We start from the raw sequence: 15341 nt of genomic DNA on the forward strand, positions 1-15341 counted from the left end.
TGCCGGGTTAGGCTACGGCTTGCCCGTGTGCGCGTCAGAACCTGGAGATATTCATGAAATGGGACCCCGCAAAGTACGTCGAGTTTGACGACTACCGGAACAGGCCGTTCTTCGACCTCACGGCAAGGATCCACGCGGAGGGGCCCGCACAGGTGGTGGACCTTGGCTGCGGGCCCGGGAACCTTACGGCAACGCTGGCCGAGCGCTGGCCGGGCGCCCAGGTGGTGGGCCTGGACTCTTCCGCGGAGATGCTGGCAAAGGCCGCCCCGCTGGCGGCGAAGATTCCTGCCCTGACATTTCAGCAGGCGGACATTGTGGACTGGATGCCGGCCCCCGCGACGGACGTCGTGGTGAGCAATGCGGCCTTGCAGTGGGTCCCGGGGCACCAAGACCTGATGCGGAAGTGGCTCGACGCCCTCCGGCCCGGCGCCTGGTTTGCCATGCAGGTGCCCGGGAACTTCGACGCCCCTTCGCACGCCCTGATGCGGGAACTCGCAGCCTCGGACAACTGGGCGTCCAAGCTGGACGGGGTGCTGCGGGGCGGGGAAACGGTGGGGGAGCCCGAAGACTACCTGGGCGTCCTGCTCGACGCCGGTTTCGCGGCTGACGCGTGGGAAACCAGCTACCAGCAGTTGCTCCACGGCCAGGACCCGGTGCTGGAGTGGGTCAGGGGCACGGCGCTCCGGCCGGTCATGGCCGCCCTTCACGAAGATGACGCCAAGCGCTTCGAATCCGAGTATGCCGCCGCCCTGCGGGACGCCTACCCCCAGGGCGTCCACGGCACCGTCTTCCCGTTCCGCCGGATCTTCGCAGTGGGCCGCAAGGATGTCGACGGATAGTTTTCACCCCCGTCACATGCCGTGACAGAAATGAAAAGTGATGTGGCTTACAATGGCGTCTGTGGTTTAGGGGTCAAGCCGCTGGCCCCCTTTTCGGCCGAACGCACATACAGGGGGTATTTTGCTGGTCGGACTCATGAAGCGGCAGCTTGCAGGCCAATACGCGCACGTCGGAGCGATCGTCCTCCTCCAGTTGGTCCAGGCGGCGGCGAACCTGCTGCTGCCCACGGTCAACGCGGCCATCATCGATGACGGCATCGTCGCCGGGAACCCGGAGGTGATCTCGCGGCTCGGGGTGCTCATGGCCGTGATCGCGGTGGTGCAGGCCGCCTCTGCCATCGCCGCGGGTTACCTGGGAGCGGTGGTGGCCATGAGGATCGGGCACCGCCTGCGGGCGGAGGTTTTTACCAGGATCCAGTCGCTGTCCACGCAGGATGTGGCCCTGTTTGGAACCCAAAGCCTGACCACCCGTGCAACCAACGATGTCCAGCAGGTCCAGGCCTTTGCCGTGCTGGTCTTCACCATGCTCTTTGCCGGCCCGGCCATGGGCATCGGTGGGATCGTGCTTGCCGTGCAGCAGGACGTGGCGCTGTCAGTGGTGGTGATCGGCATCGTGCCCCTGCTCCTGCTGATCATGTACCTGATCGTCCGCCGGTTGATTCCGCTCTACCGGGAAGGCCAGGACCTGCTGGACCGGTCCGGTGGCATCCTCCGCGAGCAGATCATTGGTGTGGATGTCATCCGTGCCTTTGTCCGGCAGGGCCACGAAGTGCGTCGGTTCGCGGAGACCAATGCGGGCCTGACGGCCAACAACCTGCAGTCGGCGCTCCTGGTGGCCGGGATGCTGCCGATGATCATGCTGGTGGTCAACATCAGTTCCGTCGCGGTCGTCTGGTTCGGCGGCCACCGCATCCAGGCAGGACTGATGAATCTCGGCGCGCTTACTGCGTTCATCGCCTACATCATGCAGATCCTGCTCGCCATCATGATGTCCATGTACGTCCTCATGACGGCGCCCCGCGCCGCCGTCTGCGCTGAACGGATCCAAGCGGTCCTCGACACCGAGCCGTCCGTCAGCAGCGAAGCGCAGCCGCACGCGCGGCTGGACCACCCCCGTTTTGATCCGGCCCAGCCGGCGGTGCTGACGTTCCAGGACGTGGGCTTTTCCTATCCGGGTGCAGAAGCCCCCGTGCTGGCCGGCATCAGTTTTACCGCTGCTCCCGGTAGCACCACCGCGATCGTCGGCTCCACCGGCAGCGGCAAGACCACCCTGCTGAACCTGGTTCCGCGTTTCCTTGACCCCACGGAAGGCCGGATTACGCTGGCCGGCCACGACATCCGGAACCTGCCCCTGGACCAGCTCCGGGCCGCCATGGCCATCGTGCCCCAGCATTCCCACCTGTTCACCGGCACCATCGCCGACAACCTGAGGATGGGCGCCCCCGACGCCACAGACGAGGAACTTTGGGCCACTTTGGAGGCGGCACAGACCATGCGCTTCATGCGTGACCTCCCGCTGGGGCTCGCCACCCCTGTCGGCCAGGGCGGCGCCAGCCTGTCGGGCGGGCAGCGGCAAAGGCTGTGCATTGCCCGGGCCCTGTTGCGCAAAGCGCCCCTTTACCTGTTCGATGACAGCTTTTCTGCCCTGGACTACGACACGGACACCCGGTTGCGGCAGGCCCTGGACCAGCAGCTCGCCGCGGCAACGACCATCCTGGTTGCCGAGCGCATTTCCGCCGTGGAGGACGCGGACCTCATTTTGGTGCTCGACGACGGCGGGCTCGTTGCGCAGGGGACGCACCAGGAGCTGCTGGAAACCTCAGCCACCTACCGGGAAATTGCCGAGTCGCAGCTCGCGTTGGACGGCATGCTGTGACGGGCGGGGAGGAAGCCGGGGAAGCGGGGCAGGGGTTCTGGCCGACTGCCGGCAGGCTCCTTGGCCTCCTGCGCCCCTTCCGGCTGCGGATGCTGGGAGCCGTCGCGGCTACCTGCGCGTTCGCGGGCCTCAACGTCGCCGCCCCAAAGTACCTGGGTGATGCCACCGACATGGTGGTGGAGGGCATCTTCGAAGGCTCCCTGGACCAGGGCCTGGGAATCCTGCTGGCGGCCGTGGCCATGATGTACGTTTTCGCCTCCCTGTTCAACTGGGTGCAGGGCGCACTGACAGCCCACGCCGTGCAAGGGCTCATGTACGGCCTGCGTGCCTCGGTCGAGGACAAACTCCACCGCCTTCCCTCCACCTACTTCCGCGAACGCTCCCGGGGTGACGTCCTGAGCAGGGCCACCAACGACATCGACAACATTGCGCAGGCCCTCAACCAGGTCCTGACCCAGCTGATCGTGTCGGTGCTGATGCTGTTCGGTTCGCTGGCCATGATGCTGTGGATCTCGCCGCTGCTTGCAGCCATTGCCGTTGCCACCGTTCCCATTTCCACCTGGATTACGTTCCTGGTGGCCAGGCGGTCGCAGGAGCACTTCGCCACGCAATGGAAGGAGACCGGCGAACTTAACGCCCACGTGGAGGAATTCATCAGCGGGCACGAGGTCATCAAGGCTTTCGGCCGGCAGGGACACGCGGTGCAGGTCTTCAGCCGGAGCAACGGCCGCCTGGCACGGGCGGCTGCCAAAGCGCAGTACTCGGCGGGCGTGGTCCAGCCGTTGATGGTGCTGATGTCCAACCTCAACTACATAGCAGTTGCGGTGGTGGGAGCCCTGCAGGTCATCGCGGGAGCCATGACCATCGGGGGCGTCCAGGCCTTCGTCCAGTTCAGCCGCTTGTTCACCCAGCCGGTGGGCCAGATCGGGGGGCTCCTCAACGTCATGCAGTCCTGTGCGGCATCCGCGGGCAGGGTATTCGTGCTCCTGGACGCACATGAGGATCTGCCGGAGCCTGACCTGCACGAGCAGGACCCTCCTGCACGGGACGGGCTCGTGCCCGGCGCCCCGGCCGCGGGCCCCATCGTTTTCCAGGACGTCACGTTCGGGTACCCCGGATCCGTCCCCGCGGTCCGTAACCTCACCTTCACCGCGGAGCCGGGGCAGTCGGTGGCAATCGTGGGGCATACAGGCGCGGGCAAGAGCACTGTGGTGAACCTGCTGATGCGGTTCCTGGAGCCCACATCCGGCCGGATCACCATGGGCGGAACGGACATCGCGGACATCCCCCGTGACCACCTTCGTGCCCGGTTTGCCGTGGTGCTGCAGGATTCCTGGCTTTTCGGGGGCACCATCCGCGACAACATCGCCTACGGCCGGCCCGACGCTTCGGAAGCCGCCATTGTCGCCGCCGCAGAGGCCACCCATGCCGACCACTTCATCAGGTCCCTGCCGCACGGCTACGACACTGTTTTGGAAAACGGCGGGGAGCCGCTCAGCCAGGGCCAGCGGCAGCTTCTCACGATCGCCAGGGCCCAGCTCGCCGGGCGCTCCGTACTTGTCCTGGATGAAGCAACCAGTTCGGTGGACTCCAGGACTGAGCTGCTTATCCGACAGGCGATGCAGCGGCTGCGCCGCGGGCGGACAAGTTTCGTGATCGCCCACCGTTTGTCCACCATCCGTAACGCTGATCTAATTCTCGTCATGGACCACGGACGCATCGTCGAGCAAGGCACGCATGGAAGCCTCCTTGCAGCGAACAGCTATTACGCCAGGCTGTACAACGCCCAGTTTGCAGAACGGGACGGCAAGGCCGGCGTCCTGGAGGGCGGCCTGTGAAGGCCGCTCCCGACTTCCCGGGGTCCTGGCGGCCCAACCAGGCCAGCAGCGTGGCGCTCTTCGAGCAGCTTCGGCTGCAGGTCATCCATCTGGCGGACAGCGGTGCACTGGCGCCCGGCACCAGGCTCCCCGCGGTACGGGCCCTCGCGGAACAACTCGACGTCGCCCCGCACACCGTGGCCAGGGCCTACAAGGAGCTGGAGGCGGCCGGCGTCGTTGCCACCCGGGGGCGCAACGGGACCGTGGTTTGTGCGCGCGATGAGCGGCTGGGAGACCTCTCCGACGCCGCGGCCGCATATGCCGCCGTCGCAAAATCCCAGGGCGCCAGCTTCGCCGAAGCGGTGAAGCTGCTGGCCGCCGCTTACGATGTTCCCTGAGGGCGGAACGGTCAGTGTTCGAAAAAGTTTTCGATTAGCATTATGGGGTGCCTAAAGCCTTAGCTGAAGAAACCCCTGCCCCCTCCGCTTCCCTCGCCGTCCCCTCCGCTGCGGCCCTGGAGCGCCCGGACCTCTCCCGCCTCGTGGTGAAGGGTGCGCGGGAGCACAACCTGCGCAACGTGGACCTCGACCTGCCGCGGGACGCCATGATCGTCTTCACCGGACTCTCCGGATCCGGCAAGTCTTCCCTGGCGTTCGACACCATCTTCGCCGAGGGCCAGCGGCGCTACGTCGAATCACTCTCCGCTTACGCGCGCCAGTTCCTGGGCCAGGTGGACAAGCCCGATGTCGATTTCATCGAAGGCCTCTCCCCGGCGGTTTCCATCGACCAGAAATCCACCAGCAAGAACCCGCGCTCCACGGTGGGCACCATCACCGAGATCTACGACTACATGCGCCTCCTTTGGGCGCGCGTCGGCCGCCCGCACTGCCCCGTGTGCGGTGAACCGGTGTCCAAGCAAACCCCGCAGCAGATTGTCGACCAGCTCCTGGAACTCGACGAAGGCACCCGCTTCCAGGTCCTGGCCCCCGTGGTCCGCGGACGCAAGGGCGAGTTCGTCGACCTCTTCAAGGACCTCAGCGCCAAGGGCTATTCGCGTGCACGGGTGGACGGCGACCTGGTCCAGCTGAGCGATCCGCCCAAGCTTGGCAAGCAGTTCAAGCACACCATTGAGGTGGTGGTGGACCGCCTGGTGGTCAAGGAAGGGATCAGCCAGCGGCTGACCGACTCCATCGAGACCGCCCTGGGACTGGCCGAGGGACGTGTGCTGGCGGAGTTCGTCGACGTTGATGCGGACGCCCCCGAACGGATCCGGGCGTTCTCGGAAAACCTGGCGTGCCCCAACGAGCACCCCCTCGCCATCGACGAGATCGAGCCCCGCTCCTTCTCCTTCAACAACCCCTTCGGCGCCTGCGCGGCCTGCAGCGGCATCGGTACCCGGCTTGAGGTGGATGAGGAACTCATCGTTCCCAACCCGGAACTGTCCCTGTCCGAGGGCGCCATCGCGCCGTGGTCCATGGGAACGGCCACCACCGAGTACTGGAACCGGCTGCTGGAGGGCCTGGCCAAGGAAGTGGGCTTCTCCATGACCACGCCGTGGGAGAAGCTGGGCAAGGACGTGCGCCAGACCGTCCTGCACGGCAAGGACCACAAAGTGGTGGTGCAGTACCGCAACCGCTTTGGCCGTGAACGCAAGTACAGCACCGGGTTCGAAGGTGCCATCCAGTACGTCCACCGCAAGCACGGCGAGACCGATTCCGACTGGGCGCGCGACCGTTACGAGGAGTACATGCGGCAGGTTCCGTGCCCCGCATGCAACGGAGCCCGCCTCAACCCCGCCTCCCTGTCCGTCCTCATTAACGGCAAGTCCATCGCCGAGGTAGCCGCCCTCCCCATGCGGGAATGTGCCGAATTCCTGAACAACCTGGTGTTGACCGGGCGCGAAGCCCAGATCGCCCACCAGGTCCTCAAGGAGATCCAGGCCCGGCTGACCTTCCTCCTGGACGTCGGGCTGGAGTACCTCAACCTGGAACGGCCCTCGGCCACCCTGTCCGGCGGCGAAGCCCAGCGCATCCGCCTGGCCACCCAGATCGGGTCCGGTTTGGTGGGTGTCCTCTACGTCCTTGACGAACCCTCCATCGGCCTCCACCAGCGCGACAACCGCCGGTTGATCGAAACCCTCACCCGGCTCCGCGACATGGGGAACACCCTGATTGTTGTGGAGCACGACGAAGACACCATTCACGTGGCCGACTGGATCGTGGACATTGGGCCCGGCGCCGGCGAGCACGGCGGCCAGGTGGTCCACTCCGGCACCTACAAGGAACTGCTGGCCAACACGGAATCCCTGACCGGTGACTATTTGTCCGGCCGCAAGGCCATCGAAGTGCCCAAGAAGCGCCGCAAGTACGACAAGAAGCGCGAGATCAAGGTAGTGGGCGCGCGGGAGAACAACCTCGTGAACGTCGATGCTGCCTTCCCCCTGGGCCTCTTCACTGCGGTGACCGGCGTGAGTGGCTCGGGGAAGTCCACGCTGGTGAACGAAATCCTCTACAAAGTCCTGGCGAACAAGCTCAACGGCGCCAAGCAGGTGGCCGGGCGGCATAAGACGGTCCAGGGCCTGGAGCACCTGGACAAGGTAGTGCACGTCGACCAGAGCCCCATCGGGCGTACCCCCCGGTCCAATCCGGCCACGTACACCGGCGTCTTCGACAACATCCGCAAGCTCTTCGCGGAAACCACCGAAGCCAAGGTGCGCGGCTACCTGCCCGGCCGTTTCTCCTTCAACGTCAAGGGCGGCCGCTGCGAGGCGTGCTCGGGTGACGGCACGCTGAAGATCGAGATGAACTTCCTGCCTGACGTTTACGTCCCCTGCGAGGTGTGCCACGGGGCCCGCTACAACCGGGAAACGCTGGAGGTGCACTACAAGGGCAAAACCATCGCGGATGTCCTCAACATGCCCATCGAAGAGGCCGCCGAATTCTTTGCGGCGTTCTCACCCATCGCACGTCACCTGAACACCCTGGTGGACGTAGGACTGGGCTACGTGCGGCTGGGCCAGCCGGCCACCACGCTGTCCGGCGGCGAAGCGCAACGGGTCAAGCTCGCCGCGGAACTGCAGAAGCGCTCCAACGGGCGCAGCATCTATGTCCTGGACGAGCCCACCACGGGCCTGCACTTCGAAGACATCCGCAAGCTGCTCATGGTCCTGCAGGGACTGGTGGACAAGGGCAACACGGTGATCACCATCGAGCACAACCTGGACGTCATCAAGAGTGCAGACTGGCTGGTGGACCTGGGGCCTGACGGCGGTTCCGGCGGGGGCCAGATTGTGGCTGCGGGAACGCCGGAGCAGGTGGCGAAGTCCAGCACCAGCCATACCGGGAAATTCCTCGCCGAAATACTCGGCTGAGCGAGGGAATTACAAGCGAAGTATTCCTCGCAGGGAATGCGAGTTTCAGGCAGTCCTGCTGTCGTGAGAAACTAACCCGGTGACTTCAACAACAGTGCCCGTGATCTTTGACCTGGACGGCACTCTTGTCGACCCGGCCGGTGGAATTACTGAGGGGATTGCGTCGGCCCTCCGGGAGCTGGGGCTTCCCGTTCCCGGCCAGGACCTGCTTGACTCCATGATCGGCCCCAAGCTGAGCGATTCACTGCTCAACGTGGCAAAGGTGCCGGCGGACCGCCTGGAAGAGGTGGTCCGCCGCTACCGCGAATACTACGTCGCCACGGGAATTGCCCAGAGCCGGCTGTACCCGGGCATCCGCGAAATCCTCGAATCGTTCGCAGAGGATGGACGCCCCGTGGCCGTTGCCACCCAAAAGCCGCAGCGGCTTGCCCACAAGGTCCTAGCGCACCACGGCATCGACGGATTCTTCCACGGCATCCACGGCTCCGCCGACGACGAAGCAAGGGTGGAAGGCGTTCCGCTTGGCAAGACGCAGATCATCGCCGCCGCCCTGCGGGACCTGGACACGCAGCACGCCATCATGGTGGGGGACCGCGCCCAGGACGTTTCCGGTGCAATCGCCAACGGACTGGACTGCATCGGGGTGGTCTGGGGCTTCGCTCCGGACGGTGAGCTGGAGGAAGCCGGCTCCGTGGCAGTCGTTAATACAGGCGAGGAACTCGTTTCGGTCATCGAGCGGCTCCAGGCAGTCCACACCGCGGCCATGAGCGGGGTGAGCAACGATGGAAATGTTTGATGCCGTCCGCTGGACAACCCGCAACCTGATCGCCGGCACCTGCCGGCCCACCGTCGTCGGACTCGAAAACGTCCCTTCCGACGGTCCCTTCATCGTGGCCCCCAACCATCTGTCCTTTTTCGACAGCGTGATCGTCCAGGCGCTGATGCCGCGGCCCGTCGCTTTCTTCGCCAAGGCCGAATACTTCACCACCGGCGGCGTCAAGGGCAAGGTCATGAAGGCGTTCTTCGAATCCGTGGGCTCCATCCCGGTGGAGCGCGGCGAACAGGCCGCCAGCGTGCAGGCCCTCAAGACCCTGCTGGACATCCTGGAGGCTGGCCGGGGCATCGGCATCTACCCGGAAGGCACGCGCTCCCGCGACGGCATCCTTTACCGGGGGCGTACCGGTGTCGGCTGGCTGGCACTCACCACCGGGGCCCCCGTCATTCCCGTGGGCCTGATCGGGACCGAGAAGCTACAGCGGGCCGGAGAAAAAGGGGTCAGGCCGCAGCACTTCACCATGAAGGTGGGGGAGCCGCTGTACTTCGACAAGACGGGTCCGGACCACTCCCTGCCCGCCCGCCGTGAGGTCACGGACCGGATTATGGACGCCATCGCCGAGCTCAGCGGCCAGGAACGCTCTGCCAGCTACAACCAGAGCAAGTCCGCGGAGTAACCGGCTGGCAAGGAGACCCGGCGCGACTCAGTAGACTTGATAGGTGGCAAATCCAGCAAGTTACCGCCCCAAAACCGGTGAAATCCCCACCAACCCGGGCGTCTACCGGTTCCGCGATCCGCACGGCCGGGTCATTTATGTAGGCAAAGCCAAGAGCCTCCGGTCCCGGCTGAACTCCTATTTCGCCAACCCGGCCGGGCTGCTGCCCAAGACCTATGCGATGGTCCATGCGGCCAGCAGCGTCGAGTGGACGGTGGTGGGCAGCGAGCTGGAGTCGCTGCAGCTGGAATACACCTGGATCAAGGAATTCAAGCCCCGGTTCAATGTGGTGTTCAGGGATGACAAGACCTATCCCTACCTTGCCGTGACGATGGGCGAAAAGTACCCGCGGGTCCAGGTGATGCGCGGTGACAAGCGGAAGGGGACCCGCTACTTCGGCCCCTACACAGCCGGGGCCATCCGGGAAACCATGGACACCCTGCTCCGCGTCTTCCCTGTCCGGAGCTGCAGCGCCGGCGTCTTCAAGCGCGCCGAGGCCAGCGGGCGGCCGTGCCTGCTGGGATACATCGACAAGTGCTCAGCACCCTGCGTGGGCCGGATCTCGCCACAGGACCACCGGGCACTGGCCGACGATTTCTGCGCCTTCATGGGTGGCGAGGCCACAAGGTTCATCAACAAGCTTGAGAAGCAAATGGGCGACGCCGTGGCGAAGCTCGACTATGAGCACGCCGCCAGGCTCCGGGACGACATCACCGCGCTGCGCAAGGTCTTCGAGCGGAACGCGGTGGTCCTGTCCGAGGACACCGACGCCGACGTCTTCGCCCTGCACGAGGACGAACTCGAAGCTGCCGTCCAGGTGTTCCACGTCCGCGGCGGCAGGATCCGGGGCCAGCGCGGCTGGGTGGTGGAGAAGGTGGAAGACTTCAGCACGCCTGACTTGGTTGAGCACCTGCTCCAGCAGGTTTACGGCGAGGACGGCGATACCCACGGCCGGCTGCCCCGCGAAGTCCTGGTGCCCGTGGCGCCCAGCAACATGGAGGACCTGGCGAAGTGGCTGGCCGGCATCCGCGGCGCCAAGGTGGACATCCGGGTGCCCCAGCGGGGGGACAAGGCGGCGCTGATGTCCACCGTGCGCGAGAACGCCGAGCACGCGCTGAGGCTTCACAAGACCCGCCGTGCGGGGGACATCACCGTGCGGTCCCAGGCCCTCCAGGAGCTGCAGGAAGCCCTGGACCTGCCCGTGCCGCTGCTGCGGATCGAGTGCTTCGACGTCTCCCACGTGCAGGGCACCAACGTGGTGGCCTCCATGGTGGTGGTGGAGGACGGATTGCCCAAGAAGTCCGACTACCGGAAGTTCTCCATCACGGGTCCCGCAGCGTCCGATGACACCGCGGCCATGCATGACGTCCTCACCCGCCGGTTCCGGCACTACCTGCAGGACAAGTCCGCGCAAGTGGATGAGTCCGTCCTTACAGCGGACGGGTTGGCAGCGCACGGCCTGGCAGTGCCTGGCCAGGACGAGGCCGGCCAGGCGGCCGCAACCGAAGCTGCCGCCCTGGACACCACCACCCCGGCGCCCAAGGCGAAATTCGCGTACCCGCCCAACCTGGTGGTGGTGGACGGCGGCCAGCCCCAGGTCAACGCCGCGGCCCGCGCCCTGAAGGACCTGGGCATCGATGATGTGTACGTGGTGGGGCTGGCCAAGCGCCTTGAGGAAGTGTGGCTCCCGGACAGCGACTTCCCGGTCATCCTGCCCCGCACCTCCCAGGGGCTGTACCTGCTGCAGCGGATCCGAGACGAGGCGCACCGCTTCGCCATCACGTTCCACCGCCAGAAGCGCGGCAAGGCCATGACCGTTTCGGCGCTGGACGCCGTTCCGGGCCTGGGCGCCTCCAAGCGCAAGGCCTTGCTGGCGCACTTCGGCTCGGTGAAGGGCGTCAAGGCTGCCACCGCGGAAGAGCTCGCGGAGGCAAAAGGCATAGGCCCGGCACTGGCCAGTGCCATCGTGAACCACTTCGCTGCGGATGGGCCCGAAGCAGTCACAGTGCCGGCGATCAACATGACCACCGGCGAAATCATTGAATCTTAGCTAGGGTAAAGGACGGGGCAGCGCCATCGCTGCTGCCCACGGGGACAACGAGGAAACGGGGCAGGCTTCATGGCAGACACGACGGCGGAATCCGGGGCCGGGCACGACGGGATGGAACCCGTCAAACCGGTCGAAGCGGAGCTGCTGGTGGTCACCGGAATGTCCGGCGCCGGCCGAAGCACGGCCGCCGACGCCCTGGAGGACCACGGCTGGTACGTCGTGGAGAACCTGCCGCCGCAGATGCTGGGCACGCTCGCGGAACTGGTCTCGCACGCACCGCAGTCCATTCCCCGGCTGGCAGTGGTTATCGACGTCCGCAGCAAAGGCCTTTTTGCCGACATCCGTTCTGCCCTGCACGCACTCGCCGCCAGCGGGGTCACTTTCCGGGTCCTGTTCCTCGACGCCAGCGACAACGTCCTGGTCCGGCGGTTTGAACAGGGGCGCCGTCCGCACCCGCTGCAGGGCGGCGGGCGCATCCTCGACGGTATTGCCGCCGAACGTGAGCTGCTGCAGGAACTCCGCGACAGCTCCGACGTCGTCCTGGATACCTCCAACTACAACGTCCACGGCCTGGCCACCGCCATTACGGAGCTGTTCAGCGAAACCGGTCCCGTTGCCCTGCGGCTCAACGTGATGAGTTTCGGCTTCAAGTACGGCCTGCCGGTGGATGCCAACTACGTGGCCGATGTCCGCTTCATCCCCAACCCGCACTGGGTGCCCCAGCTCCGCCCGCAGACCGGCCTGGACAAGGACGTCAGCGACTATGTGCTGGAAGCCGAAGGCGTCAAGAACTTCGTGGACCGCTACGTCCTGGCCCTGGAGCCCGTCCTGGAGGGGTACCGCAGGGAAAACAAGCACTACGCCACCATCGCGGTCGGCTGCACCGGGGGGAAGCACCGCTCGGTGGCCGTGGCCGTCGAGCTCTCCAAGAAACTCGCACAGTACCCGCGGGTCACGGTGACCACCGCGCACCGGGATCTGGGCCGCGAGTAATGGCCCTGTTCACCGGAGCCCTGCCCCTGGTGCCGCCGGCCGCTGGTAAGGGCTCGGGACAGCAGGACAAGGGTCCCAACGTGGTGGCCTTGGGCGGCGGCCACGGCCTGGCGGCCTCGCTGTCGGCGCTGCGGCTGCTCACCTCCGAACTCACCGCGGTGGTCACGGTAGCGGACGACGGCGGCTCGTCCGGGCGTCTGCGCGAGGAGTACGGCGTCCTTCCGCCGGGGGACCTCCGGATGGCACTGTCCGCGCTCTGCGACGACACCGACTGGGGACGGACCTGGCGCGATGTCATGCAGCACCGCTTCCGCGCCGGGAAAGGCCCGGGGGGCTCCCTGGACGAGCATGCCATGGGCAACCTGCTGATCGTGACGCTGTGGGAACTGCTGGGCGACGCCGTCGCAGGGCTCAAGTGGGCCGGGGCCTTGCTCGGCGCCCGGGGGCAGGTCCTGCCCATGTCCACCGTCCCGCTCACCATCGAAGGCGACGTGCGCGTGACCGCCCCGGACGGTGCCATCAGCCTGCAGACCATCCACGGCCAGGCGCGCTGCGCCGTGGCCGGCTCGCTTGAGGAAGTCCGGCTCCTGCCCAAGGCGGCCCCGGCCTGCACGGACGCCCTGACGGCCATCGAACTGGCGGACTGGGTGGTCCTGGGCCCGGGCTCCTGGTACACGTCGGTCCTGCCGCACCTGCTCCTGCCCGAGATGCGGCAGGCGCTGTGCAGTACCCCGGCCAAGCGCTGCCTGACCATGAACCTCGCCATGGATACCAAGGAAACCACTGGCATGACGGCGGCGGACCATCTGCACGTCCTTCGGCGCTACGCTCCGGAGTTCAGCGTGGACGTGGTCCTGGCCGATCCCGCGTCGGTGCCGGACCGGCAGGAGTTCGAGAAGGCTGCCGGCATGCTCGGGGCGGAAGTTGTCTTGGGTAAAGTAGGGGCGTCGGGACGCCGCCCCGTCCACGAGCCGCTCAGGCTGGCCACGGCGTACCAGGACATTTTCGGGAACAGTTAGGAAGGTGCCATGGCACTGACAGCATCAGTCAAGGAAGAACTGTCCCGTCTGGACATCAAGAAGTCATCAGTGCGCAAGGCTGAAGTCTCCGCAATGCTCCGGTTCGCCGGGGGACTGCACATCATCTCCGGCCGGATCGTCATCGAGGCGGAAGTGGACCTGGCGTCCACTGCCCGCAGGCTCCGTGCCGCCATTGCCGAGGTCTACGGCCACCAGAGCGAAATCATCGTGGTCTCCGCCGGTGGACTGCGGCGCGCCAGCCGCTATGTGGTGCGCGTCGTCCGTGACGGCGAGGCACTGGCCCGCCAGACCGGCCTCCTGGACGGGCGCGGCAGGCCCGTGCGCGGGCTGCCATCCGCCGTCGTCAATGGTTCAGCGGCTGACGCCGAGGCCGTATGGCGCGGCGCGTTCCTGGCCCACGGTTCGCTGACCGAACCGGGCCGCTCGTCGTCGCTGGAGGTCACCTGCCCTGGGCCGGAATCCGCCCTTGCCCTGGTGGGCGCCGCCCGCCGGCTGGACATCCAGGCCAAAGCGCGTGAGGTCAGGGGAGTGGACCGCGTGGTCATCCGCGACGGGGACACCATCGCCGCGCTCCTGACGCGCATGGGAGCCCACGATGCGCTGATGGTGTGGGAGGAACGCCGCATGCGCAAGGAAGTCAGGGCCACCGCCAACCGGCTGGCCAACTTCGATGACGCCAACCTGCGGCGCTCCGCCCAGGCCGCCGTGGCCGCCGGCGCACGCGTGGAGCGGGCGCTGGAGATCCTGGGCGACGACGTTCCGGACCACCTGAAGTACGCCGGCGAACTGCGGGTGGCGCACAAGCAGGCAAGCCTTGACGAGCTGGGCCGGCTGGCCGACCCCGTCATGACCAAGGACGCCATCGCCGGACGGATCCGCCGCCTGCTGGCCATGGCGGACAAGCGTGCGCTTGACCTGGGCGTTCCCGGAACGGATGCCAATGTGACGCCTGAAATGCTGGACGAGTAGGCGCCCCATAGAATCAAAAAGAATTCCGGGCACCAGCTGCCCGGATGCACAATCCGAGCGTTACCAAACCGGACCTTGGGGTCCACGATATTGGAGGATTTTGTGACCGAGTACGTATTGCCGGAACTCAGCTACGACTACGCCGCCCTTGAACCGCACATCTCCGCGCGGATCATGGAGCTGCACCACAGCAAGCACCACGCCACCTACGTGGCAGGCGCCAACAACGCCCTGGCCCAGCTGGCCGAGGCACGTGAAAAGGGCGACTTCGCCAACATCAACCGGCTCTCCAAGGACTTGGCGTTCCACACCGGCGGACACATCAACCACTCAGTGTTCTGGAAGAACCTGTCCCCGGACGGCGGCGACAAGCCCGAAGGTGAGCTGGCTGCCGCAATCGATGACGCGTTCGGCTCCTTCGACGCCTTCCGCGCCCAGTTCTCCGCCGCAGCCCTTGGCCTGCAGGGATCGGGCTGGGGCTTCCTGGCCTACGAGCCCATCGGCGGAAACCTGGTCATCGAGCAGCTCTACGACCAGCAGGGCAACACCGCCCTGGGAACCATCCCGCTGCTGATGCTGGACATGTGGGAGCACGCCTTCTACCTGGACTACGTCAATGTAAAGGCCGACTACGTCAAGGCGTTCTGGAACATCGTGAACTGGGCAGATGTTGCCCAGCGCTTCGAGGCAGCACGCGCCAACGCAACGGGACTCATCACCCTCCCGTAGTGACAGTCGCTATACATCGATGTAACAAACTTCACATTCTGACTTAAACCGGCCGGGATGTGGACCGTCCGCCCCCGCACTTGCGGGGGCGGACCCAGTTAAACGTAAGATAGGTCACGGAAGGCGGTTAGCCTTCAGCAATGAGGCTGGTCGCCCTCCGTGTAAATC

General features: G+C 66.0%; 12 protein-coding genes. All 12 read left to right on the plus strand.

All coding sequences use genetic code 11. The features are described 5' to 3' along the window. Positions 1 to 53 precede the first annotated feature (53 nt). The 12 genes from LFT44_RS09810 (at position 54) to LFT44_RS09865 (ending at position 15173) form a co-directional block, all read left to right on the plus strand. Positions 54 to 839: a trans-aconitate 2-methyltransferase gene (locus LFT44_RS09810; RefSeq protein WP_236802598.1), complete on the plus strand. Its 786-nt coding sequence runs from the start codon at positions 54 to 56 to the stop codon at positions 837 to 839. A gap of 136 nt (positions 840 to 975) precedes the next feature. After that, a complete protein-coding gene (locus tag LFT44_RS09815) occupies positions 976 to 2715 on the plus strand; it encodes an ABC transporter ATP-binding protein (RefSeq protein ID WP_236802600.1) in 1740 nt (579 codons plus the stop codon). Then, entirely contained in the window at positions 2712 to 4553 is a 1842-nt protein-coding gene (locus LFT44_RS09820) for an ABC transporter ATP-binding protein (protein WP_442863777.1), read from the plus strand. The genes LFT44_RS09815 and LFT44_RS09820 overlap by 4 nt, the downstream gene beginning before the upstream one ends. Beyond that, a complete protein-coding gene (locus tag LFT44_RS09825; RefSeq protein WP_236802602.1) occupies positions 4550 to 4930 on the plus strand; it encodes a GntR family transcriptional regulator in 381 nt (126 codons plus the stop codon). Before LFT44_RS09820 ends, LFT44_RS09825 begins: the two co-directional genes overlap by 4 nt. Before the next feature lie 47 nt (positions 4931 to 4977). Next, on the plus strand, positions 4978 to 7902 hold the full coding sequence (gene uvrA, locus LFT44_RS09830; protein WP_236802604.1) for an excinuclease ABC subunit UvrA: 2925 nt from the start codon (positions 4978 to 4980) through the stop codon (positions 7900 to 7902). A gap of 79 nt (positions 7903 to 7981) precedes the next feature. After that, on the plus strand, positions 7982 to 8698 hold the full coding sequence (locus LFT44_RS09835) for an HAD hydrolase-like protein (RefSeq protein ID WP_236802606.1): 717 nt from the start codon (positions 7982 to 7984) through the stop codon (positions 8696 to 8698). After that, the gene (locus LFT44_RS09840; RefSeq protein ID WP_236802608.1) at positions 8685 to 9353 is read left to right on the plus strand and encodes a lysophospholipid acyltransferase family protein; all 669 of its coding nucleotides are present in this window, start codon (positions 8685 to 8687) and stop codon (positions 9351 to 9353) included. Before LFT44_RS09835 ends, LFT44_RS09840 begins: the two co-directional genes overlap by 14 nt. A 43-nt stretch (positions 9354 to 9396) precedes the next feature. Then, positions 9397 to 11442 carry an excinuclease ABC subunit UvrC gene (gene uvrC, locus LFT44_RS09845; protein ID WP_236802610.1) on the plus strand — a complete coding sequence of 682 codons (2046 nt, stop codon included), beginning with the start codon at positions 9397 to 9399 and terminating at the stop codon, positions 11440 to 11442. A gap of 69 nt (positions 11443 to 11511) precedes the next feature. Beyond that, positions 11512 to 12435 carry an RNase adapter RapZ gene (gene rapZ, locus LFT44_RS09850; protein WP_142133918.1) on the plus strand — a complete coding sequence of 308 codons (924 nt, stop codon included), beginning with the start codon at positions 11512 to 11514 and terminating at the stop codon, positions 12433 to 12435. Beyond that, the gene (locus LFT44_RS09855; RefSeq protein ID WP_236802612.1) at positions 12435 to 13454 is read left to right on the plus strand and encodes a gluconeogenesis factor YvcK family protein; all 1020 of its coding nucleotides are present in this window, start codon (positions 12435 to 12437) and stop codon (positions 13452 to 13454) included. The genes rapZ and LFT44_RS09855 overlap by 1 nt, the downstream gene beginning before the upstream one ends. A 9-nt stretch (positions 13455 to 13463) precedes the next feature. Next, the gene (gene whiA / locus LFT44_RS09860; RefSeq protein ID WP_142133916.1) at positions 13464 to 14444 is read left to right on the plus strand and encodes a DNA-binding protein WhiA; all 981 of its coding nucleotides are present in this window, start codon (positions 13464 to 13466) and stop codon (positions 14442 to 14444) included. A gap of 102 nt (positions 14445 to 14546) precedes the next feature. Continuing rightward, positions 14547 to 15173: a superoxide dismutase gene (locus LFT44_RS09865; RefSeq protein WP_236802614.1), complete on the plus strand. Its 627-nt coding sequence runs from the start codon at positions 14547 to 14549 to the stop codon at positions 15171 to 15173. Positions 15174 to 15341: the final 168 nt, after the last annotated feature.

The organism is Arthrobacter sp. FW306-05-C, assembly GCF_021801725.1.
Taxonomy (GTDB): domain Bacteria; phylum Actinomycetota; class Actinomycetes; order Actinomycetales; family Micrococcaceae; genus Arthrobacter.

What these genes read in the sequence shown, in the direction of transcription:
- LFT44_RS09840 (WP_236802608.1), top strand. Translation starts at nt 8,685, where the DNA reads ATGGAAATGTTTGATGCCGTCCGCTGGACAACCCGCAACCTGATCGCC.
- whiA (WP_142133916.1), top strand. Translation starts at nt 13,464, where the DNA reads ATGGCACTGACAGCATCAGTCAAGGAAGAACTGTCCCGTCTGGACATC.
- LFT44_RS09855 (WP_236802612.1), top strand. Translation starts at nt 12,435, where the DNA reads ATGGCCCTGTTCACCGGAGCCCTGCCCCTGGTGCCGCCGGCCGCTGGT.
- LFT44_RS09815 (WP_236802600.1), top strand. Translation starts at nt 976, where the DNA reads ATGAAGCGGCAGCTTGCAGGCCAATACGCGCACGTCGGAGCGATCGTC.
- LFT44_RS09810 (WP_236802598.1), top strand. Translation starts at nt 54, where the DNA reads ATGAAATGGGACCCCGCAAAGTACGTCGAGTTTGACGACTACCGGAAC.
- rapZ (WP_142133918.1), top strand. Translation starts at nt 11,512, where the DNA reads ATGGCAGACACGACGGCGGAATCCGGGGCCGGGCACGACGGGATGGAA.